This window comes from Pseudomonas sp. 01L34 (assembly GCF_056400265.1).
Window position 1 is genome coordinate 194,873 of sequence record NZ_JBFTSX010000001.1, and the last position, 21,143, is coordinate 216,015.

Below are 21,143 nucleotides of genomic sequence, written 5' to 3' on the forward strand. Positions count from 1 at the left end.
GCTGGGTAATCGGCGTCAGGCATAAAAAAACGCCGCTCATCTCACGATGGGCGGCGTTTTTTATGGCTTTGTAGCGTTAGGCTTGAACGACCGGGATGTTGGCGTTCGCAGCAGCTTCACGGAACTCGGCGATCTGGTCGAAGGACAGGTAGCGGTAAACGTCGGCCGCCATGCTGTCGATCTTGCCAGCGTATTCCATGTACTCCTCGACGGTCGGCAGGCGACCCAGGATGGACGCAACGGACGCCAGCTCGGCCGAAGCCAGGTAGACGTTCGCGCCGTCACCCAGACGGTTCGGGAAGTTACGGGTCGACGTCGACACCACGGTGGAGTTCGGCTCTACACGTGCCTGGTTACCCATGCACAGCGAGCAGCCTGGCATTTCCATGCGTGCGCCGGCCTTGCCGTAGATGCCGTAGTAGCCTTCTTCGGTCAGCTGGTGAGCGTCCATTTTGGTCGGCGGCGACAGCCACAGACGGGTTGGCAGCTGACCTTTGACCTGTTCCAGCAACTTGCCGGCAGCGCGGAAGTGACCGATGTTGGTCATGCACGAACCGATGAACACTTCGTCGATCTTCTCGCCAGCAACGCTGGAGAGCAGACGGGCGTCGTCCGGATCGTTTGGTGCGCAGAGCACAGGCTCATTGATGTCCGCCAGATCGATTTCGATGACTTCGGCGTATTCGGCGTCGGCATCGGCTTCCATCAGTTGCGGGTTGGCGATCCAGGCTTCCATCGCTTGAGCGCGACGCTCCAGGGTACGTGCATCGCCGTAGCCTTCGCCGATCATCCAGCGCAGCAGGGTGATGTTGGATTGCAGGTACTCGGTGATCGACTCTTTCGACAGCTTGATGGTGCAACCGGCAGCCGAACGTTCGGCCGACGCGTCGGACAGCTCGAAAGCCTGTTCCAGCGTCAGACCTTCCAGGCCTTCGATTTCCAGGATGCGGCCGGAGAAGGCGTTTTTCTTGCCTTTCTTCTCGACGGTCAGCAGACCGTTCTGGATGGCGAAGTAAGGAATGGCATGAACCAGGTCACGCAGGGTGATGCCAGGTTTCATTTTGCCTTTGAAGCGCACCAGGATCGATTCCGGCATGTCCAGCGGCATGACGCCGGTGGCTGCGGCGAACGCGACCAGACCGGAACCGGCCGGGAACGAGATGCCCATCGGGAAACGGGTGTGCGAGTCGCCACCGGTACCCACGGTGTCTGGCAGCAGCATGCGGTTCAGCCACGAGTGGATGATGCCGTCGCCCGGACGCAGGGAAACGCCGCCGCGGGTCATGATGAAGTCAGGCAGGGTGTGGTGGGTGGTCACGTCGATCGGCTTTGGATAAGCCGCGGTGTGGCAGAAGGACTGCATCACCAGATCAGCGGAGAAGCCCAGGCACGCCAGGTCCTTCAGTTCGTCACGGGTCATTGGACCGGTGGTGTCCTGGGAACCCACGGTGGTCATCTTCGGTTCGCAGTAGGTGCCAGGACGAACGCCTTTGCCTTCTGCCAGGCCGCAAGCCTTGCCGACCATTTTCTGCGCCAGGGTGAAGCCCTTGGTGCTTTCGGCCGGTGCTTCAGGCTTCTTGAACAGGTCGAACGGTGGCAGACCCAGTTCGGCGCGAGCCTTCTCGGTCAGGCCACGGCCGATGATCAGCGGAATACGGCCGCCGGCGCGGACTTCGTCCAGCAGAACCGGGGTCTTCATTTCGAAGGTGGTCAGGACTTCGTCGCTGTTGTGCTTGGTGACTTTGCCAGCATGCGGGTACAGGTCGATCACATCGCCCATGTTCATGTTGGAAACGTCGAACTCGATTGGCAGTGCGCCGGCATCTTCCATGGTGTTGTAGAAGATCGGAGCGATTTTGCTGCCGAAGCAGAAACCGCCAGCGCGCTTGTTAGGCACGTAAGGAATGTCGTCGCCGAAGAACCACAGTACCGAGTTGGTAGCGGATTTACGCGAGGAACCGGTACCGACCACGTCACCGACGTAGGCGATAGGGAAGCCTTGGCCGCGCATTTCTTCGATCTGCTTCATCGGGCCGGTCTTGCCTTGCTCGTCCGGAACGATGCCGTCACGGGCCATTTTCAGCATGGCCAGGGCGTGCAGCGGGATGTCTGGACGCGACCAGGCGTCTGGAGCAGGGGACAGGTCGTCGGTGTTGGTTTCGCCGGTCACCTTGAAGACGCGCAGGCTGATCTTGTCGGCCAGCACCGGGCGCTTCTTGAACCACTCGCCGTCAGCCCAGGATTGCAGCACGGCCTTGGCGTGAACGTTGCCGTTCTTGGCTTTTTCAGCCACGTCGTGGAAGGCATCGAACATCAGCAGGGTGTGCTTGAGTTCTTCGGCAGCCACTGGCGCCAGTTCGGCGTCGTCCAGCAGGTTTACCAGGGTCACGATGTTGTAGCCGCCCTGCATGGTGCCGAGCAGTTCAACAGCGCGCTTCTTGTCGATCAGAGGGGATTTGGCTTCGCCCTTGGCGAGGGCAGACAGGAAACCGGCCTTTACATAGGCGGCTTCGTCCACTCCTGGCGGAACGCGATTGGTGATCAGGTCAACGAGGAAAGCTTCTTCGCCAGCCGGGGGATTCTTCAGCAGCTCGACCAGGCCTGCAGTTTGTTCGGCGTTAAGCGGCTGGGGAACGATACCCAGTGCTGCGCGCTCTTCGATATGTTTGCGGTAGGCTTCAAGCACAGTTATTACCCTCATCAGTGGTCCCAAATGGGTGTCCGGGACGCTCATCCCGAAATTACCGTACTCATGCGCTGCGTGGCGTTGTGGGCCGCTTAGCCAGAATTACCGGCAATTCCTTACAGAAGCTGCTTTCAAAGTTTTACGCCTGCAGAACGGGGAGCTGATGAGGGTTGGCGTTGGGCTTTTCCCCGCTGGAAAAACCCTTCGCCAACACCGCTCTGAAGGAACGACTGTGCTCGTGACGCTTTGAAAACAGCTTCTTAACGGACATTGGCGCCTTAAAAGGCTGGCTGATTCTACGGCAAAAAAATTTGAAAGGTAAGTTAGGTCCAAAACTTTGAGGGGTGATGAATGTTAGACAAAGGGCTAACATGCCGACCTGTTCTGCTTTCCCGTGTTTTGTCTACCTATGCCCAATCAGACCATCAAGACCCCCTGCGTCGGCCTCTGCTCCACTGTTTACGGTGATTTGGTGTGCCGTGGCTGCAAGCGTTTCCATCACGAAGTGATCCACTGGAACGGTTACAACGAGGAAGAAAAACGCGCGGTGTGGTTGCGGCTTGAGCAGCTGTTGTCGCAGGTGATGGCTGCCAAGGTAGAAATTTTCGATCCCGCGCTGCTGAGAATGCAGCTGGAACAGCGCAAGATCCGCTTTGTGCCGCATCAGTCGGAGTATTGCTGGGCTTATCAGTTGATCGCCCGGGGCGCGCGGGTCATCAATAATCTGGAAGCCTACGGAATGGTGCTGCTGCCGGAGTTCCGCGACTGGAACCTGCCGGAACTGCGGGATGCCATTGATCGGGAGTTTTTCCTGCTCTCGGAAGCGCATTACCAGCGCTACATTGCGCCGGGGTTTCTCAAGGACGCCTTCGGCGGATAGCCTTTGAAGGCAAAAGATCTTGCTCAATGCCGGGTCACGATCTCTTCCAGATGATCCATGATCTCGTCCGGCTTGAGCACCAGCACATCGCTTTCCAGCGCATCGAGCACCACTTCCGCCGTATTGCCGATCAACGCCCCGGACAACCCGGTCCGCGCCACCGTGCCGATCACCGTCACGGAGGCCCCCAGCTTATGGGCCATGAATGGAATCAATACATCCGCCGGGCCTTCCTCGATGTGCAGGTGGTCGTCGTCGATGTCGAACTCGGCCTGGAACGCCTGGCACTGCTCGCGGTAACGGGCCTCGATGGTTTCCTTGAGCTGCATCGTCGGGTCGGCCGCCGACAGCATCGGCGACGGATGGGCGCTGATTACGTGCAGATGGGCTTTGGCCAAGCTGGCAATGTCGTAGCCATGATCGATGATGCTGGCATGCAAGGTGCGGTGTTCGCCGTCCATGTTGCCGACATCGATGGCCGCCAGGATCACTCCGCCGGTCCAGGGTTTGGCGGTTTTTACCAGCAGCACCGGAGTCGGGCAGTAGCGCAGCAGTTTCCAGTCCGCCGGAGTCAGCAGGGCCTTTTTCAGTGGGCTGTCGGGATAATGCTGCTTGACCACCAGCCCGCAACCTTCAGCCTGCTGCACATCGATAATGGTGTCGTGCAGGCTTTCGTTCCAGGCTTGCTCGGTGGTGACGTTGTACCCGTCCGCCAGCAGAGCCGCCTTGAGCACGCCGAGCATCGCGCTGTGATCATGCTTTTTATCGCAGACCAGCAGGTGCAGATGAGCCTGGGTCACGCCAGCGATCAATTTGGCCCGTTTGAGCGCCAGGCTTTCCGAGTGTTCGGGTTCGATGACCACCAGAATGCTGCGAATGGCTTGCATGATCGGGATCTCCAGGAAGGTAAAAACACTGCGTTGGACAACTATAGTTGCTGGTCGGGCATTCGCGACTTGATGCATATCAACGGTGGCGACTGGTGGTCTGTCGGCAGGCCGGTATAATCGGCGCCCTTCGTTTTGAACCTTTTATCCGTGAGCCCCATGATCCTTCCCGAAATTCACGAGTTCCTCGGCTGCCGCACGCCCGACGGTTGGGTCCAGGCCGCGCTGGCCGATCAGGAAACGCTGCTGATCGACCACAAAAACTGCGAATTCAAGGCGGCCAGCACGGCGTTGAGCCTGATTGCCAAGTATCACTCCCACGTCGATCTGATCAACCTGATGTCGCGTCTGGCCCGGGAAGAGCTGGTGCACCACGAGCAGGTCATGCGCCTGATGAAAAGGCGCAAGATTGAACTGCGCCAGCTGTCCGCCGGGCGTTACGCCTCGGGGCTGCGCAAAGTGGTGCGCAGCCACGAGCCGGTGAAGCTGGTGGATACGCTGGTGGTCGGCGCGTTCATCGAAGCCCGCAGTTGCGAGCGTTTCGAGGCGTTGGTGCCGCATCTGGATGAGGAGCTGGGCAAGTTCTATTTCGGCCTGCTGAAAAGCGAGGCCCGGCATTTCCAGGGGTATCTGAAACTGGCCTATCAATACGGTGACGCCAAGGACATCGCCCAGGTGATCGACAAGGTGCGCGACGCCGAACAGGCGTTGATCGAGTCGCCGGATGTGGAGTTCAGGTTTCACAGTGGTGTGCCGGTCGCGGCGTGACAACGTGTCATCTTCAATAATTGTAAAAAATTCTTAAAAGAATGAAACATCGCCAAAAACCGGCTCTCGTGGCCGGTTTTTGCTGTCTGCGATAACCGTCCCTTCACCGATTGGCGCCATAATGCCGGCCATTTCATTCAAGGGTTGGCAGACGGTCATCATGGAGAGTCTGGGTTTTGGCAAAGTATTGCTGGTGGAAGACGACGAGAAGCTCGCCGGGCTGATTGCGCATTTCCTGTCCCAACACGGTTTTGAAGTCCGCGAGGTACACCGTGGAGACCTCGCGGTAGCCGCTTTCCTTGAATTCAAACCGAAAATCGTCGTACTCGACCTGATGTTGCCGGGCCAGAGCGGCCTGCACGTGTGCCGCGAAATCCGCAGCGTATCCGACACACCCATCGTCATTCTCACCGCCAAGGAAGACGACCTCGATCACATACTCGGCCTGGAATCCGGTGCCGACGACTACGTGATCAAACCCATCAAGCCCCCCGTGCTGCTCGCTCGTCTGCGTGCCTTGCAACGCCGTCAGATGCCGGACAGCAGTGTGTGCAGCTCACTGGAATTCGGTCATCTGAGCATCGATCGCAGTTGCCGCGAAGTGCGCCTGGCGGGCGAGGGCATCGAGCTCACCACCATGGAATTCGAACTGCTGTGGTTGCTGGCCAGCGCTGCCGGCAAGACGCTGTCCCGCGACGACATCCTCAACCGCATGCGCGGTATCGCCTTCGACGGCCTCAACCGCAGCGTCGACGTGTACATCAGCAAACTGCGCGGCAAGCTCAAGGACAACCCGCGCGAACCGGTGTGCATCAAGACCGTGTGGGGCAAGGGTTATCTGTTCAATCCGTTTGCGTGGGAGCTGTAAATGCTGCGGTTATTTTTGGGACTGTTTCTGGTGATGACGGTTGGCCTGGTACTGGGGCTGCAAACCGTCGAGCGCACGTTCGATGCGCTGCTCGACGGTCAGATGCGCAGCTACAACCAAGAGGCGGTGCGTGGTCAGGCCTGGTCGCTGGTCGAGCAATTGCGCGGCCTGGACAGTCCGGCCCGGGAGCGACAGCTGGAAGCCATACGCCCTCACTACGGTTTGGGCCTGGCTCTGGTCGAGACCGATCAATTGTCTCTGACCGATCAGGAACAAGCCGAGTTGACCCAGGGCCTGCTGGTGATGCGCGACAAGTACACGCAGTTCATCTCGCGCATTGACGACGGTTCGCAGTTGCTCAGCATCAAGCTGCCGGCCGAGCCGAGTCTGATGCCGTTCTACATTGCCGCGGCCTATCTGATGATCGCGGTGATGATCGGTTTTGTGTTGTTTTTCTGGGTGCGCCCGCACTGGCGCGATCTGGAGACACTGCGCCTGGCCGCCGAACGCTTTGGCGATAACGACCTGTCGGCGCGTATCCAGCTGTCCAAGCGCTCGAATATTCGTGACCTGGCCGAACACTTCAACCTGATGGCCGCGCGCATCGAGGGGCTGATCGCCAACCAGCGCGAGCTGACCAACGCGGTGTCCCATGAGCTGCGCACACCCATCGCGCGGTTGTCGTTCGAACTCGACCAACTCAAGCAACAGCCCGACCCAACCCAGAACCGCGAGTTGATTGCCGACATGTACGCCGACCTCGGCGAGCTGGAAGAAATGGTTTCCGAGTTGCTGACGTACGCCAGCCTTGAACGCGGTGCCACGGTGATTACCCGGGAGAACATTCAGGCCAGCCATTGGTTAGACAGCGTGGTGGGCAGCGTGACGCTGGAGGCTGAAGCCGCCGGGGTGCAATTGCTGATTGTCGAATGTCAGGTTGACGAAGTTCGTATCGAACCGCGCTTCATGGCCCGGGCGGTGATCAATTTGCTGCGCAATGCCATTCGCTATGCCGACCAGCGGGTGGAAGTGTCGTTGGTGCGCACCGGTGATCACTACGAGGTGCAGGTCAACGATGATGGGCCGGGCGTGCCGCTGGACGGGCGGGAGAAAATCTTCGAACCGTTCTCGCGCCTCGATGCCAGCCGCGACCGCCGCACCGGTGGTTTCGGCCTGGGCCTGGCGCTGGTGCGGCGGGTGTCTCAATCCCATGGCGGGCAAGTGGAAGTGGCGGATTCGCCGTGGGGCGGGGCGTCGTTTCGCATGACCTGGGCGCATTTGGATTAGCGGCTCAAGCCCAGGCGTTCATGCCACTGGGCAATGGATTCTACCGGGTAGACCTCGAATTGCTGGTCCCCCGGATACACCTCGACTTCCACCCACGGCGCCTTGGAGCCGAGCATCAGGTGCGTGTGCTCGGGCGGCACCGGCAACGGGGTGTCGATGGCCGAGGCAAACGGATGAATCAGCTCCGGCCATTCAGGGCTGAACAGCCATAATCCCGAGCCGCATAGGGAACAGAAATGCCGCTCGGCGGTGCTGCGCCGGGCGCGCTTATCGCCTTCGTCCTTGAGCCGCGCATGGTAAATCGAGATGTGCTTGCGACCACGCACCTTGAGGCTCTGGGCGTCGCCCGCCAGGTTGATCGCATAACCGCCACCGCCCTGGGTCTTGCGACAGATGGAGCAGTAGCAACGCTGATAAGGGTAGGGGTGGGCGCTGGTCAGGCTGAACGACACCGCGCCGCAATGGCAGGAGCCTTCGAGCTGCATGGGAGCCTCCGACGGGGTTGGGATGACTCAAGACAGACTAGACCGTAAGCGTTTCAGCACTTGAATTTATGCCTGCGTTGTCGCGGTCTACCGGTTAGGCACCCGCCACAAATACCACGACGCCACCGTCCGATAAGGGCTCCATGCCAGCCCGATATCAATCATCTGCTTGCGACTCGGCTGTTGTTCCAGCCCCTTCAACCGGCGATAACCCTCACGCACCCCGAAGTCATCGGCCGGCAAAACGTCTGGCCGCTCCAGGCTGTAGATCAGCAGCATCTCCACGGTCCAGCGGCCCACTCCGCGCAAGGTGATCAAACGCTCGATCAATGCTTCATCGTCCATCGCCAGCGCCGTGGCGTAGTCCGGCACCACGCCGTCCAGAGCCGCCTGGGCGATGCCCTGAATGGTTGCGATCTTGCTGGCGGAAAAGCCGCAACCGCGCATCTGCTCGAAGTCGGTCGCCAGGATCTGCTCGGGTCTGGGGAAGGTGCTCGCGGGAAACAACGCCAGCAGCCGGCCGACAATCGCATCGCCAGCCTTTGCATGCAGTTGCTGATAGGCAATCGCCCGCACCAGCGACTCATAAGGATCGCGCGCCGCATGGGGTTGATGCAGGCAGGGGCCGATGGCGCTGATGTGGCGCTGCCAGTCGGTATCGAGGGCCGAGAGGAATTGGCTGGCCAGTTGATAGGTGTCGGGCATGGAGCATCCTGAGGGGCGGGTGGCTGCGGGAAGACTAGTCGTCTCCCCGCAGCGCCGCACTCCATTGCTTGCGGTCAAACTTTGCCGGTCGGGGCCAGCAGGGCGTTCACTTGGCTGTAGGTGAAGGCCTTGAGGTGACTGCTGTCGAGCGTGCCGGTTTGCAGAAAGCTTTTGGCCAGGCCTGCCATGGCGCCGTAGAGGAATTCGGCGATGCCCGAGCCGGCACTCAAACGGCGCACGCCAAGGGCTTGCAGTTCTTCAGGCGAAGGCAGGCCCGGGAAGCCGAGCACGTTCAGCGGCAGCGTCGTGCCGTGGCACAGGGCGTCGATCTCGTACGCCGCCGTGACGCCAGCGGCGAACAGTCCGTCGGCACCGGCCGCCTGATACAACGCGGCGCGTTTGAGCGTCTCGGCGACGCGATCTTCGGCCGGCACCAGGCCCCTGAGGTACACGTCAGTGCGGGCATTGATGAACAGCTTCACATCCCGGCGATTGGCAACCTGGCGCGCGATTTCGATCTTGCGGGCCAGCAGGTCGGGCGAGGCAGCACCGTCCTCGATATTGATCCCCACGGCACCGGCGGCGATCACCGCGTCGACCACTTGCGCAACTCGCTCCAGGTCATCGGAATAACCCGCCTCAATGTCCACGCTCAACGGCACGCTGATGACCCGGGCAATGGATTCGACGGTGGAAACCAGCCGCTCAAGCGGCAAGGTGTTGCCATCCGGATAACCATGCACCCAGGCCACCGCTGCGCTGCTGGTGGCCACGGCTTTGCTGCCCAGCTGCTCCACCAGTCGCGCCCCGGTGGCATCGGCGACGTTGGTCAGAATCAACAGCCCGCTCTGGTGCAGTTGATGGAATTGAGTGTCGAGTGTGTCCATTGAATGTCCCTCCTTATGACTTTTTATTGAAAAACAATGGAGTGATCAGAATGCCAGTTGTTGGGTGATTTGCACCGCGGCGCTTTCCAGCCTGAGCAGAAACGCTTTACGCGGTTGTCCACCACCATAGCCGGTCAACGAACCGTCTGCGCCGATCACCCGATGACAAGGCAGCACGATCGCCAGACGGTTTTGTCCGTTGGCCATGCCCACGGCGCGACTGGCGCCGGGCTTGCCCAGTTGCGCGGCAATCGCGCCATAGGTGCTGGTCTGGCCGTAGGGGATCTTCATCAATTCGTTCCACACCTGCTTGGCGAACGCGCTGCCGGGCAGGTGCAGGGGCACGTTGAATTCGCTCCGTTTGCCGGCGAAGTATTGCGACAGTTCCTCTTCGATCTGCTGCAAATGCCCGTTGTGTCCGGGGGCCACGGCGTAGCCATAATGGTTCTGCAGTTCTTCGATTTCCTTGGTCAATGCCGGTCGGTCGAGAAACTCCAATAGCACCAGCCCACGCCGTTCGGCCATGGCGATCATCGGTCCCAGTGGCGTGGTCAATCGGGTGAACAGCAACGGCTCGCTGTGGGCGGCGCGACCGGGGGTGATGTGGAATGACTTTTGAAACGCATCGCGAAAACCGCTCAAGGATTCGTAGCCTGAATCGAACGCCGCGTTGTCGATGGATTCGCCCTGTTTGATGCCACCGAGGGCGATGCCCAGGCGTCGGCTGCGCAGCCAGGCGTGAAAGGTCATGCCGAAATGCTGCTTGAACCAGCGCCGCAGTTTCAGCGGCTCGATGCCCTCGGCGAGCAATTGGGCATCGGTCCAGCGCTGGTCGGGGTCGGCGTCGACGGATTTCAGCAGTCGTTGCACCCAGTCCGGTGCAATGGCTGCGGCGTCCAGCGGCTTGCACCGCAGGCAGGCCCGATAACCCGCCGACATCGCCTCATCGGCATGGGCGAAGAACTCGACGTTTTCCGGCTTCGGTTTGCGCGCCGTGCAACTGGGGCGGCAGAAGATGCCGGTGGTTTTGACCGCGGTAAAGAACACCCCCTCGTAGGCGGTGTCGCGTTCGAGCATGGCGCGAACCATCTCGGCGTGGGGCGGAAGCACAGCGTTTTGTAGGTTCATGGGCTGAGCATAAGCCGCGTTGCCTGGCGCCTCCACCGGAAAATCGACAGAGAATTTTTGTACCCTGAGCTACAGTCATCGGGTCACCGGCAATGCTGTAAACGATATTTTCAGGAATCCATCCCAATGCAAGCATTCACGATTAAACACATCGATCACATCGTCCTGCGCGTCGAGGACCTCGAACGCAGCATCGCGTTTTACGGCGAGGTACTCGGCGCCGAACTGGTCAAGCGCCGCGACGATCTGGGCCTGGTGCATTTGCGTGCGGGCACCTCGATGATCGACCTCGTCGATATCCAGGGCGAACTCGGCCGCACGGGCGGTGCTGCCGCTGGTCGCGAACGGCGCAACGTCGATCACTTCTGCCTGCGCATCGAACCGTTTGACGAGGAAGCGCTGGTCAGTCACTTGCAGTCCTTCGGCCTGAAACCCGAGAAAGCCGCCGTGCGTTTTGGTGCCGAGGGCAACGGGCTGTCGATCTATTGCTTCGATCCGGACGGCAACCAGGTCGAACTGAAAGGACCGTCCCAAGCGTAAAGGTCAGGCCCGTTTCGCCATCAACAGCACCGAAGCTGCCGCCGACAGCAACCCCGCGCAGCAACGGTTGAACAGCCGCTTGCCCCGTGGTTCGGCGAACCAGCGGCGCATGTGCAGGCCCATGTAGGCGTAGGCGCTGATGGCAATCCATTCCAGCAGCAGGAACAACGCGCCGAGCACCGCGAATTGTGGCGCCACCGCCTGGGTCGGGTCGACGAACTGCGGCAGGAAGGCGGTGAACAGCAAAATGGCCTTGGGATTACCCGCTGCCACCAGAAACTCCTGCCGCGCTAGGGCCAGGATCCCCACTGGCGTGCCGGTGATGTGCTGCTCGGCCTCGGGATTGGCACGCCACAGTTGCCACGCCAGGTACAACAGGTAGGCGGCACCGATGATCTTGATCGCGTAGAACAGCCATTCCGAGGTTTTCAGCACCACCGACAATCCAGCGGCGGCCAGGCCGATCATCCCGGCAAACGCCAGCAAACGCCCGACGCCGGCCACACAGGCACGACGATAGCCATAACGGGTGGCGTTGCTGACCGACAGCAGATTGTTTGGGCCGGGGGCCATGTTCAGGGCGAAGCAGGCCGGCAAAAACAGGAGGAGGGTGGCGAGGTCCATGAACGGGGCTCCAGGAACGAGAGCGGTATTTTTATCATGGGTGGTTGGTGATTTGGCCCATACAGCGGTGGATGCAAATAGCCGTACAGAGAAAAACACGGAGAAAAACACGGGACAGACCACGATAGTTCGGCATTTGCCTTGAATCGTGGTCTGTCCCTTTTTGCGTTCGGCAGTTCCTACGCCGGACGCGGTGCTTCTACGGGCGGGGTGCCGTCGTGGAACATTGTCTTCAGTTGAGCACGCAGTTCTGGTGAATCGGTGTGCTTGTGAACACTGACCGCATGCTGTGCCGCGGCCTCCAGCAGTTCGTTTTCAGAGTCTGCGGACAGGGCGACCGAGCATTTGGACGCGCTTGGGAACTCGCGGCAGTCGATGTATTTACGCGCCATGATCTTCTCCTCCCTACGATGAAGGCAGGCTGTGGCCTGCGTGAACGATCACTCGACGCGCCCCGCATCGAGTGTGCCGACTCTTGAAGTATAGGCCCGCCATAAGGTGCCTCGTGACAGTCTTGCAACCTACAGGAAGTGACATGCGTCGCGGGACAGGCAAGGGTTGTTTTCTTCAATACAGCATTCCCCTGGCTCTTTACCTTGAGCCCTGGTTCAACTGAATTGAAGAAGGTATGCAATGAGTCTGATTCTTTCCATGGCGGCGTTTGCCTTGGTCGCTTCCATTACACCGGGGCCGGTGAACATTGTGGCGTTGAGTTCGGGGGCGCAGTTCGGTTTTCGCGCCAGTCAGCGACATGTCGCCGGAGCAACGCTGGGTTTCGTTTTATTGCTGGTATTGATGGGATTGGGGTTGCATGAGGTATTGCGGTTGTGGCCGGCGCTGACGCAAGTGGTGCAACTGGCGGGTGTTGCGTTTCTGTTGTTCATGGCCTGGAAACTGGCGGCGGACGATGGTCGCATCGATGCGGATAAATCGCGCCGGGCGCCGTCGATGTTATATGGCGCGATGATGCAATGGCTCAATCCGAAAGCCTGGCTGGCCTGTGTAGCGGGCATGGGCGCGTTCGTCGCGGACGGTGAGGCGCGGCTGGTCTGGCAGTTTGCGGCGGTGTATCTGGTGATCTGCTATGTGTCAGTCGGCTGTTGGGCGTATGCCGGGACATGCCTGCAGGGTTATCTGAATAATCCTGTAGGCATGCGATGGTTCAACCGGCTCATGGCATTGTTGCTAGGGCTGAGTGCGGTGTATTTGTTGCTTTCCTAAGCAACATACCCTCAGTCATTCACCTTAATCGAGTCCGTGCAGCAAACTGAACTCTTGTTTTGTCAGCGGTGTGAACCGGTTGTTTCGAAGCTGGCTGATGGCATACAGGGCACGACCCGTACGGCCATTACCGTCGCCTAGACCGTGGAAACCTACGACGGTCGCCAGCAACTGTTTGTCGAAATGCGCATGACTGGAGTTCAGTGTTTTCAGATGTTGTTCCATCGCGGCGAATCCACTGATGTTGCTAGCGTATTTCTTGTCATTGACGCCCACGCGTACGACGTCCGAGGTGGCTGGCGCGATACGGGCATGCAGCTGTTTGATCACGGTCGGATCAGTCAGTGTTTTTTGATTGCCGGCGTACTCGCGCAGTACCGCAACGATGCTGTCGAGGTCGTTGCCAGGGGAGGTAGAACCATTGACGATCCAGGCGCCGGCCCTTTGCGAGTTATCGGTAAAGCCCATTGGATTGAAGGCTGATTCTGGCATGACCTGATTAAACGGTACCTTGCCCAGGTCTTGCTGTAATACGTTTTGTTGGTAATTCTTCATGTAGGTGACGTTTTTCGCTTCGACCTGGGCAAAGGTTGCCAGTGTATCGGCGTAACCTTGAGCACCGGATGCGGAGCGGGCGCTGGTGTAGCTGTATTGAGCTTTTTCCAGGACTGCCTTGAAAAGATCTTCAACAGGCGTTCGACCGATCAATCCCTGCAGATCTTGCGCTTGCTTGAGTCCGAGCGCCGATTCAACAAGCGCATTGTTGAACAGATGCTCCAGTTCGGACGGCAGAGCGCCATCTGGCAGTCGACTGTGCTTGTTGCCCAGGCGGGTCACAATCTGTTCAACGGTTTGAATGCTGTCGTCCTTGAACAGCGCTCGACCATGGGCAACCGTGTCCAGCGACATTCGAATCCGGGGGCCTGCGCCGGTATGGTTGATGGCCCGGAGCAGATCATAGCTGTTCGCGCCCGTCAGATAGCGCAACTGCCGCCGAGCCAGATACGGGGTGGAGAGCGCATGAGCGCCTAGTTTCTTCACGCCCCGAGCCAATAGTTTTCCGCCGCCCTTGAGCAGTTGAGGCACTCCGTCAATGGGGTTGAAAAGGCTGATGACAGTACTGCCAACAACTTTGGACGTGGAAAGGAGTTTGGAGACCAGGGTCGTGGCCTTGGCGCTGATAGCGGTAACTTTAATGCCGACGACGGCAAAGGAAACAGCGAGGGCCGCCGCGTCCATGACACAGCCGTGAATGGCGCGGTTTTGTCGGGCAGCAACCCCCGAGGAAAGCTCCTCGACGCATTCCTTGAACGGAATGATCAGGTTCAGAATGAATGTGAAGATGGCGTCGGTCTTTTCAATCGCTTTTTCACGTTTGGTCTGATCGAGGCCCAGTTGCATCAGTTCATCTACAGTGAAATAGGGGTTCTCTTTTGCAATAAGGTCGCTGATTGCTTCTTTTCGCGTGGAACGAAAGTAGCGGTTCGGCGAGGGGGTGCCTGCACTGGCCGACGATGGGTTGAATTCTCCGATCTTGCGGATAAAAAAGGCGGACCGGGAATAGCTGCGGGGGGCCGTGTTCGCTCGATAAGCCTGTATATCCAGACGGCCTTCCAAATGGTGTTTGTGGTTCACAAACGTCGCTACAGCGGACCCACTGGCCATGAAGAGAGGGCGAAACACTTCGCCAAGTTCCTCGCTGTATACGCATTCCGTCCTCATTGGAAACAGTTGATAACAACGAAGCTCTGAATCAAGTACCGCACAAATGAGAACGCCATAACGGCCCGTCTTCCCTGGAACGGGCGTCGCTGGTCTTGCTACGCCCGTCGGGTTGGGAATATTGGTAAATCGGGTGGTTGTGTATTCCTGAACACTATAGATACCTAGATGGCCGTCCTCGATGAACGACCTGTCCGTCGGGCTTAGTTGCGAAAAGGTGACGTTGATAATGGCCGACAATGCTTCGGTCATTGAGTTGTGATGATTGTGGACCGTTTGCTGAAATAAATCCGCAACGGGGTACATGTCAGCCAGATCAGGGAAAGCCTCGTAAATGCTGGTGCCTTTGGCTCGATCCCAATCCTGGGTGTGAAGCTCGTCGCCCAGGTAAAGATCGACAACCGATACCCGCCTTCCTGCGCCGCCGCCCGTTCCGCGATGTTTGACCAACAGTTCCTCGGGGTCACAATCAGGCACCTGGGATTTCAGTTCTTTAAGCGCGAGCGCCTTGCGATGGGGCAGCGGTTTGCCCAGATCAATCAAGGCGCTCGTCATCATGTCCGCATGTTGCTTGTACTCATCCATCGCCACCGTAACGGCTTGCTGATTGAGGTTGCCCTCTGAATCCCGGGAGATCAGGTCGTTCATCAGCGCCCAAGTGATCACCGGGTCAGCCGAGTGTGCGGCAAACACTGCTTTGAGCTCGGGTGTCAATTGCGATGCGCGGGCGAACCCCAGCAGGTGTTGGTAGGCCATGCTCCGGGAAACACCGGGGGTGATCGCTTCGGCAAAGTGTACGGCCTGGGTGAAGACGACCCACGCCGGTGTGCCAATACGCAGATTGGACGGCAGTTCATCGGCAAGATATTCCGGCGCCATGCCACTCAGGACCCATTCCGCGACGAGCGGGGCAATCATGGCGTCGAGCTTGAGTTGGCTGACCAGATGCTGTTCAAGTTGCGTGCGGACCGCTGAGGGGGAAAGCAGCAAATGACGTTTCGAGTAGAGGTCAAAACCTGCAAACGAGGTATTGGCGCTGTCCAGTTCCGGATCAAGGTCAAGCAGCATCACCGCAATCATCAGCTGTTCGATGAACTGCTCGGTGGGCTTGGGGCCGTTTTCATCAGCGAACCAGCCTAATGCCGTCATGAACGCATGCCCATTATTCGCGCTCGACACTGCAATATCGATCAGCCGTGTCAGACGGTAACCTTGGCTGGTGGGCAGTTTGTCGGCGGAAAAGCTTTCAAGTTTCAGCGCATGGCCATAAAGCGAAACCAAAGGAAGTTCGCCTCCGGTTTCTTCCTCGATCACATCGCGAATGAGGGCGCGATTTTTCTCCGTGAGTTCGAACGGTGAGTCTTTGGGAGGGCTCAGCAACTCCCAGTAGTTTCCATAGGGCGACGGTGCTGGAAGGGGGGTGACATTCAGTAAATCAATTAACTCTTTTGCACTTTCCACGCTGGCCGGAAGTGGCAAGCTGTGAAAATGCAACCACTGGCTTATTGTAATTTTTCCGGTGGACGTCACCCATCCGCCAGTCAGCTTGGCACTGCCTGAAAGGAGGCGTAGTTGTTCATCGATATCGGCAACGCCAGTGAAGTGATGGGCGATGTCGTTACGCTCGGAGAAGAAACTGACAGTGATCAGCTCACCGTTGGCTTCACGGGTACTGATGTTGTCATAGGAATAAAAGAGTTGGCCGTGTTCATTGATATGAAAGATGTTTGTTCGGGAGATGCCTTGTTCGACCGCGATTTTTTTGAAGTCGGGTTGCCGGCTGAGCCTCGCCAGGCAGGTAGTAGCTGGACGATGTAGTTGGGAGAAGTCGGAATTCGGGTCACAGGTAACTGATACACGATCCCACGACCATCCAACGGTTGCCATGACGTCTTCATCGCTGAGGAAGTTGGCGATGGCTTCAATGACTAATTGTTTTTCGCGTTGGTTGCTGGAATGAAATACGTTGTTGTTCGGCGTGTTCAAGTAAGAAGCTCCATCTTCTGATATTGGGTTGTAGCGTGGGAAGGGAGCTTAAATAAGAGTTTGGAGTGTTGTCATATTAGTTATATGACTTTGTATGAATTTTACCGGCATGGCTCGTGGGTTTATATTAACTAACCTGTTTTTGACAGGGGCGCATGTCGACATATTAACTTACCCGCGATATTGCCCTGGTGTCGCCGCCAGATGTTGCTTGAACGCCCGCTGAAAATGCGCCTGATCAGCAAATCCGGCCTCCAATGCGACATCGGCGATCAGCCTGCCGCTACGCAGTCGATCCCGGGCGAACTGGATGCGCCGGTTGACCAGAAATGCATGGGGCGTCATGCCGTAATGCTGTTTGAAGGCGCGGATAAGGTAGGACGGCGACAGTTGCGCCGCTTCGCAAATGTCTTCGAGCTTGAGCTGATGCGTGCAGTTATCGCGGATGTAGTCGGCGGCCCGTTCGAGCTTGAAATTGGGTTCGCGCAGCGGTTGATCGACCGGGTTGAGCCGCTGTTGCACCTCGGTGAAAAACTCCACCGCCGCGCTGTGTTTGCGCAGCACGTCTTGCTGCTGATCGATCAACACCTCGTATACGCTCCTCAGGCCGGCGAACAGCTCGAGATCGCGATTGTGGGTGATGGAAAACCGGCGAAACGCCGAATCCTGGCTGAAGCCGAGCTGATGCTGCAAGTCAGTCAGCCAAGGCGTCTCGACGTACAGCATCAGGTACGACCAAGGCTGGTCATCGATCGGATTGCAGGCATGCACATCGCCGGGGTTCATCAACACCACGGTGCCGGCGCTGACCTGAAACTCCGATTGCTCATGGATGTAGGTGCTGCGCCCAGCGGTGATAGCACCGATGGAAAAGTGTTCGTGGGAATGCCGGGCGTAGCAGACCTCGCGGCCTTCGGCGATGGAGCGGGCTTCGATGAAGGGCAGGGCGTCGTCGCGCCAGAAACGCGGGGCTTTGTCTGCATCTTTGGCGACGGTGTGCTTCATCTCGATGTCCTTGGCGGGCCAGTGCCTGAGTGTATTAGCTCTGGCCGGCAAAGGCTCGTTCCAGTTCGGCGATGTCGAGCTTTTTCATTTGCAGCATCGCTTGCATCGCGCGCTGGGACTTGTGCGTATCGGGGTCTTGCATCATGTGCATCAGCGCGATCGGCACGATCTGCCATGACACGCCGAATTTATCCTTGAGCCAGCCACATTGCTGCGCCTGCACAGGCCCACCGGCGGACAGGTTGCCCCAGAAGTGGTCGACTTCCTCCTGATTCTGACAATTGACCTGGAACGACACCGCTTCGTTGAATGTGAACACCGGCCCGCCATTGAGACCGGTGAAGGTCTGGCCATCAAGCTCGAAGCTGACCGTCATCACCGAACCTTCCGGGCGGCCGTGGATTTCCTGACCGGCCTTGCCGTAATGGGTGATGGCGGTGATTTTCGAGTGATCGAAGATCGAGCAATAGAATTTCGCCGCCGTTTCGGCCTGATCGTCAAACCACAGGCAGGGCGTGATTTTTGGAAAGCGTTGCATGGCGGTTGTCCTCGGCAGGTTGAACACACTGGATTATCAGATTAGCCAGTCCGCAGTAGACGGGTGGCGCCGTAGATCGACAAGTCCGTAGCAGCTGCCGAGCTGCGCGAGGCTGCTGCTACGGGACGGGAGCGACCGGTGGTCGATGAACATGGCTTGTGGGTCAAATTGCGCTTAGCTGTAGGGATGACCCGAGGCGCCGCGTAGGTATTTCGCTACCACAGCGGCGCCCCTTCAGAACACCGTGAGTCTGAGGAAATCAGCCATGCTGACCCTGAATATCAATGGCAAGGACCAGGAACTGGATGTCCCCGCGGACATGCCGTTGCTCTGGGTTCTGCGCGATGTCGCGCACCTGACGGGCACCAAATTCGGTTGCGGCATGGCCCAGTGTGGCGCCTGCACCGTCCACGTCGACGGTGCGCCACTGCGCTCTTGCATCACGCCCGCCACGGCGGTGGCCCACGGGCAGAAAATTCTCACCATCGAAGGCCTGTCCAGCGACGGCTCGCACCCGGTGCAACAGGCCTGGGCCGAACTCGATGTGGTTCAGTGCGGTTATTGCCAGTCCGGGCAGATCATGTCGGCGGCCGCGTTGCTGGCGAAGATCCCCAAGCCTACCGACAGCGACATCGACCAGGCGCTGTCCGGCAACATTTGCCGCTGCGGCACCTACCCAAGAATCCGCGCCGCGGTCAAACGCGCCGCCGAGATCGGGTGAGGCGACGTTGAAGCCACGTTGAAGGGAGTCTGAGCAATGAACAGCATCAACCCTGTTTCGCGTCGCGGTTTTCTCAAGGGCAGTGCCATGTTGGGAGGCGGTCTGGTGGTGGCGTTTGTCATTCCTGGCGGCCATCGCTTCGCCTTCGGTGCCGAGAATCAAGGAGAGGTGTTCGCGCCCAATGCCTTTTTACGCATCGGCAACGACAACAGCGTCACTGTGCTGCTCGGCCATTCGGAAATGGGTCAGGGCATCTGGACCGGCCTGACCATGTTGATCGCCGAAGAACTGGACGCCGATTGGTCGAAAATTCGCGTCGAACACGCGCCAGCCTCGGCCGCCGAGTATGGCCTGCCGGCGTTTGGCGGGATGCAAATCACCGGCGGTTCGACCTCGACCTGGATGGAGTTCGATCGCTATCGTCAGGCCGGCGCAGCGGCGCGCTTGATGCTGATCGACGCGGCGGCCAAGCGCTTCGACATGGCGCCTTCGCAGATTCGCACCGAATCGGGCGTGGTCATTGCCGGCGACAAACGCGCCACTTACGGCGAACTGGCGGATGACGCCGGCAAATTGCCGGTGCCGGATCCAGCCTCGATCAAGTTCAAGGAAGCCAAGGACTGGAAGGTCATCGGCAAACCCACCAAGCGCCTCGATACCCCGGAGAAAATCACCGGGCAGGCGAAGTTCGGCATGGACGTGCAATTCGACGGGCTCATGACTGCGGTGGTCGCTCGGCCGCCAGTGTTCGGTGGCAGCGTCAAATCCTTCGAAGGCGCCGAGGCGCTGGCGGTGCCTGGCGTGCACAAAGTGGTGCAGGTGCCCACGGGAGTCGCGGTGATTGCCGATCATTATTGGGCGGCGAAGCTGGGGCGCGATGCGCTGAAGGTTGTATGGGAACCGGGGCCGAACGCCGGGCTCGACAGCCAGCAACTGCTGGAAAGCTTCCGTAAACTCGCCGCCACCCCCGGGACCTCGGTCAGCCAGGCCGGGGACGCGACGGTCATGTTGGGCAGGGCGGCGAAGACTATCGAGGCCGAATACAGCGTGCCGTACCTGGCCCACGCACCGATGGAACCGCTCAATTGCACGGTGAAAATCACCAATGACAGATGCGAAATCTGGACCGGCACGCAGTTCCAGACCCTGGATCAGATGATCGCGGGGAAGATCACCGGGCTCAAACCCGAACAGGTCGAGATCCACACCCAATTCCTCGGTGGCGGCTTCGGGCGTCGGGCCAACCCGACCTCGGACTTTGTCAGCGAGGCGGTGTACGTCGCCAAAGCGGCGGGCGAACCGGTGAAAACCGTCTGGTCCCGAGAGGATGACATTCGCGGCGGTTACTATCGCTCGGCATTCCTGCATCAGGCACGCATCGGGCTGGACGCCGACGGTATGCCGATCGCCTGGAAGCATGTGCTGGTCGGGCAGTCGATCATGGCCGGCACGTCGTTCGAGGCGACCATGGTCAAGGACGGTGTCGACAAAACCTCCGTCGAAGGTGTGGCCGACAGTCCTTATTTAGAGGGGCTGGCCAATCACCTGATCGACCTGCATTCCCCGCAAACCGGCATCAGCGTGCTGTGGTTGCGGTCGGTGGGGCATACCCATACGGCATTCGTCATGGAGTCGTTGATCGATGAGTTGGCCGAGGCGGCCGGCAAGGATCCGGTGGAATACCGACGAACCTTGCTCAAGGCGCATCCACGGCATCTGGGGGTGCTGAATCTGGCAGTGGAGAAAGCCGACTGGAAAGCGCCGTTGCCGGACGGCCACGCATTGGGCGTGGCGGTGCATGAGTCTTTCGGCAGCTACGTCGCCCATGTGGCGGAGGTGTCGCAGGACAACCTGGCGATTCGCGTACACCGGGTGGTGTGTGCGGTGGATTGCGGCATTGCGGTCAACCCGCAGAGCATCGCCGCGCAGATGGAGTCAGGCATCACCTTCGGTCTCGGATTTACCTTGCACAGCAAACTGACGTTCAAGAACGGCCAGGTGCAGCAATCCAATTTTCACGACTATCAGGTGTTGCGCCTGAACGAAATGCCCGTGGTCGAAGTGCATATCGTCCCCAGCACCGACAAACCCGGCGGCATCGGCGAGGTTGGTGTACCGCCCGTGGCGCCGGCCGTGGCGAACGCGGTGTTTGCCCTGACCGGGCAGCGTCTGCGGGAACTGCCGCTGCAATTGTCGGGGGTGTGA

The 21,143-nt window shown here is 59.1% G+C and carries 19 protein-coding genes; 8 read left to right on the top strand and 11 right to left on the bottom strand.

Going from position 1 to position 21,143, the window contains the following annotated elements; genetic code table 11:
* Positions 1 to 76: 76 nt before the first annotated feature.
* Positions 77 to 2,686, bottom strand: a complete 2,610-nt coding sequence (gene acnB, locus AC1DQM_RS00935) for a bifunctional aconitate hydratase 2/2-methylisocitrate dehydratase (protein WP_018929654.1) — start codon at positions 2,684 to 2,686, stop codon at positions 77 to 79.
* A 409-nt stretch (positions 2,687 to 3,095) separates the two neighbouring features.
* Here acnB and AC1DQM_RS00940 point away from each other — a divergent pair, with 409 nt between their 5' ends.
* The gene (locus AC1DQM_RS00940; protein WP_007937731.1) at positions 3,096 to 3,566 is read left to right on the top strand and encodes a DUF1289 domain-containing protein; all 471 of its coding nucleotides are present in this window, start codon (positions 3,096 to 3,098) and stop codon (positions 3,564 to 3,566) included.
* Between the two features lie 23 nt (positions 3,567 to 3,589).
* Here the strand turns inward: AC1DQM_RS00940 and AC1DQM_RS00945 are convergent, their stop codons facing one another.
* Positions 3,590 to 4,453, bottom strand: coding sequence for a universal stress protein (locus AC1DQM_RS00945; RefSeq protein ID WP_064618244.1), 864 nt, complete (start codon positions 4,451 to 4,453; stop codon positions 3,590 to 3,592).
* Between the two features lie 159 nt (positions 4,454 to 4,612).
* Here AC1DQM_RS00945 and AC1DQM_RS00950 point away from each other — a divergent pair, with 159 nt between their 5' ends.
* The 3 genes from AC1DQM_RS00950 (at position 4,613) to AC1DQM_RS00960 (ending at position 7,376) form a co-directional block, all read left to right on the top strand.
* Entirely contained in the window at positions 4,613 to 5,221 is a 609-nt protein-coding gene (locus AC1DQM_RS00950; RefSeq protein WP_018929651.1) for a MiaE family protein, read from the top strand.
* A 160-nt stretch (positions 5,222 to 5,381) separates the two neighbouring features.
* The gene (locus AC1DQM_RS00955; protein ID WP_064621290.1) at positions 5,382 to 6,089 is read left to right on the top strand and encodes a winged helix-turn-helix domain-containing protein; all 708 of its coding nucleotides are present in this window, start codon (positions 5,382 to 5,384) and stop codon (positions 6,087 to 6,089) included.
* Positions 6,090 to 7,376, top strand: a complete 1,287-nt coding sequence (locus tag AC1DQM_RS00960) for an ATP-binding protein (RefSeq protein ID WP_477745683.1) — start codon at positions 6,090 to 6,092, stop codon at positions 7,374 to 7,376. It begins immediately after the preceding gene.
* On the opposite strand, the gene AC1DQM_RS00965 is transcribed toward AC1DQM_RS00960, so the two are convergent.
* From AC1DQM_RS00965 to AC1DQM_RS00980, 4 genes are all read right to left on the bottom strand, one after another.
* Positions 7,373 to 7,861 carry a GFA family protein gene (locus AC1DQM_RS00965; protein WP_019648936.1) on the bottom strand — a complete coding sequence of 163 codons (489 nt, stop codon included), beginning with the start codon at positions 7,859 to 7,861 and terminating at the stop codon, positions 7,373 to 7,375. The two genes, AC1DQM_RS00960 and AC1DQM_RS00965, sit on opposite strands and share 4 nt — an antisense overlap.
* 87 nt (positions 7,862 to 7,948) lie before the next feature.
* On the bottom strand, positions 7,949 to 8,566 hold the full coding sequence (locus AC1DQM_RS00970; protein WP_477745684.1) for a DNA-3-methyladenine glycosylase family protein: 618 nt from the start codon (positions 8,564 to 8,566) through the stop codon (positions 7,949 to 7,951).
* A 74-nt stretch (positions 8,567 to 8,640) separates the two neighbouring features.
* Positions 8,641 to 9,453 carry an isocitrate lyase/PEP mutase family protein gene (locus tag AC1DQM_RS00975; RefSeq protein ID WP_018929642.1) on the bottom strand — a complete coding sequence of 271 codons (813 nt, stop codon included), beginning with the start codon at positions 9,451 to 9,453 and terminating at the stop codon, positions 8,641 to 8,643.
* Positions 9,454 to 9,498: 45 nt separating this feature from the next.
* A complete protein-coding gene (locus AC1DQM_RS00980; protein ID WP_477745685.1) occupies positions 9,499 to 10,581 on the bottom strand; it encodes a bifunctional transcriptional activator/DNA repair enzyme AdaA in 1,083 nt (360 codons plus the stop codon).
* 126 nt (positions 10,582 to 10,707) lie between these two features.
* Between AC1DQM_RS00980 and AC1DQM_RS00985 the strand changes: the two genes are divergently transcribed.
* Positions 10,708 to 11,121, top strand: a complete 414-nt coding sequence (locus tag AC1DQM_RS00985) for a VOC family protein (protein WP_086946053.1) — start codon at positions 10,708 to 10,710, stop codon at positions 11,119 to 11,121.
* 3 nt (positions 11,122 to 11,124) lie between these two features.
* Here the strand turns inward: AC1DQM_RS00985 and AC1DQM_RS00990 are convergent, their stop codons facing one another.
* On the bottom strand, positions 11,125 to 11,745 hold the full coding sequence (locus AC1DQM_RS00990; RefSeq protein WP_477745686.1) for a LysE family translocator: 621 nt from the start codon (positions 11,743 to 11,745) through the stop codon (positions 11,125 to 11,127).
* A gap of 179 nt (positions 11,746 to 11,924) precedes the next feature.
* The gene (locus AC1DQM_RS00995) at positions 11,925 to 12,137 is read right to left on the bottom strand and encodes a DUF1059 domain-containing protein (RefSeq protein WP_007937743.1); all 213 of its coding nucleotides are present in this window, start codon (positions 12,135 to 12,137) and stop codon (positions 11,925 to 11,927) included.
* A 241-nt stretch (positions 12,138 to 12,378) separates the two neighbouring features.
* On the opposite strand from AC1DQM_RS00995, the gene AC1DQM_RS01000 reads away from it, so the two are divergent.
* Positions 12,379 to 12,966 (top strand): LysE family translocator, encoded by a 588-nt coding sequence (locus AC1DQM_RS01000; RefSeq protein WP_018929638.1) that lies wholly within the window; start codon positions 12,379 to 12,381, stop codon positions 12,964 to 12,966.
* Between the two features lie 24 nt (positions 12,967 to 12,990).
* Here the strand turns inward: AC1DQM_RS01000 and AC1DQM_RS01005 are convergent, their stop codons facing one another.
* The 3 genes from AC1DQM_RS01005 to AC1DQM_RS01015 all read right to left on the bottom strand — a co-directional run bounded on the left by AC1DQM_RS01005 (position 12,991) and on the right by AC1DQM_RS01015 (position 18,217).
* Entirely contained in the window at positions 12,991 to 16,674 is a 3,684-nt protein-coding gene (locus tag AC1DQM_RS01005) for a hypothetical protein (protein ID WP_477745687.1), read from the bottom strand.
* A 171-nt stretch (positions 16,675 to 16,845) separates the two neighbouring features.
* Positions 16,846 to 17,679, bottom strand: a complete 834-nt coding sequence (locus AC1DQM_RS01010) for an AraC family ligand binding domain-containing protein (RefSeq protein ID WP_477745688.1) — start codon at positions 17,677 to 17,679, stop codon at positions 16,846 to 16,848.
* Between the two features lie 34 nt (positions 17,680 to 17,713).
* Positions 17,714 to 18,217, bottom strand: a complete 504-nt coding sequence (locus AC1DQM_RS01015; protein ID WP_018929635.1) for a VOC family protein — start codon at positions 18,215 to 18,217, stop codon at positions 17,714 to 17,716.
* Between the two features lie 265 nt (positions 18,218 to 18,482).
* Here AC1DQM_RS01015 and AC1DQM_RS01020 point away from each other — a divergent pair, with 265 nt between their 5' ends.
* The gene (locus AC1DQM_RS01020) at positions 18,483 to 18,938 is read left to right on the top strand and encodes a (2Fe-2S)-binding protein (RefSeq protein ID WP_007937751.1); all 456 of its coding nucleotides are present in this window, start codon (positions 18,483 to 18,485) and stop codon (positions 18,936 to 18,938) included.
* A 36-nt stretch (positions 18,939 to 18,974) separates the two neighbouring features.
* Positions 18,975 to 21,143: a xanthine dehydrogenase family protein molybdopterin-binding subunit gene (locus tag AC1DQM_RS01025; protein WP_477745689.1), complete on the top strand. Its 2,169-nt coding sequence runs from the start codon at positions 18,975 to 18,977 to the stop codon at positions 21,141 to 21,143.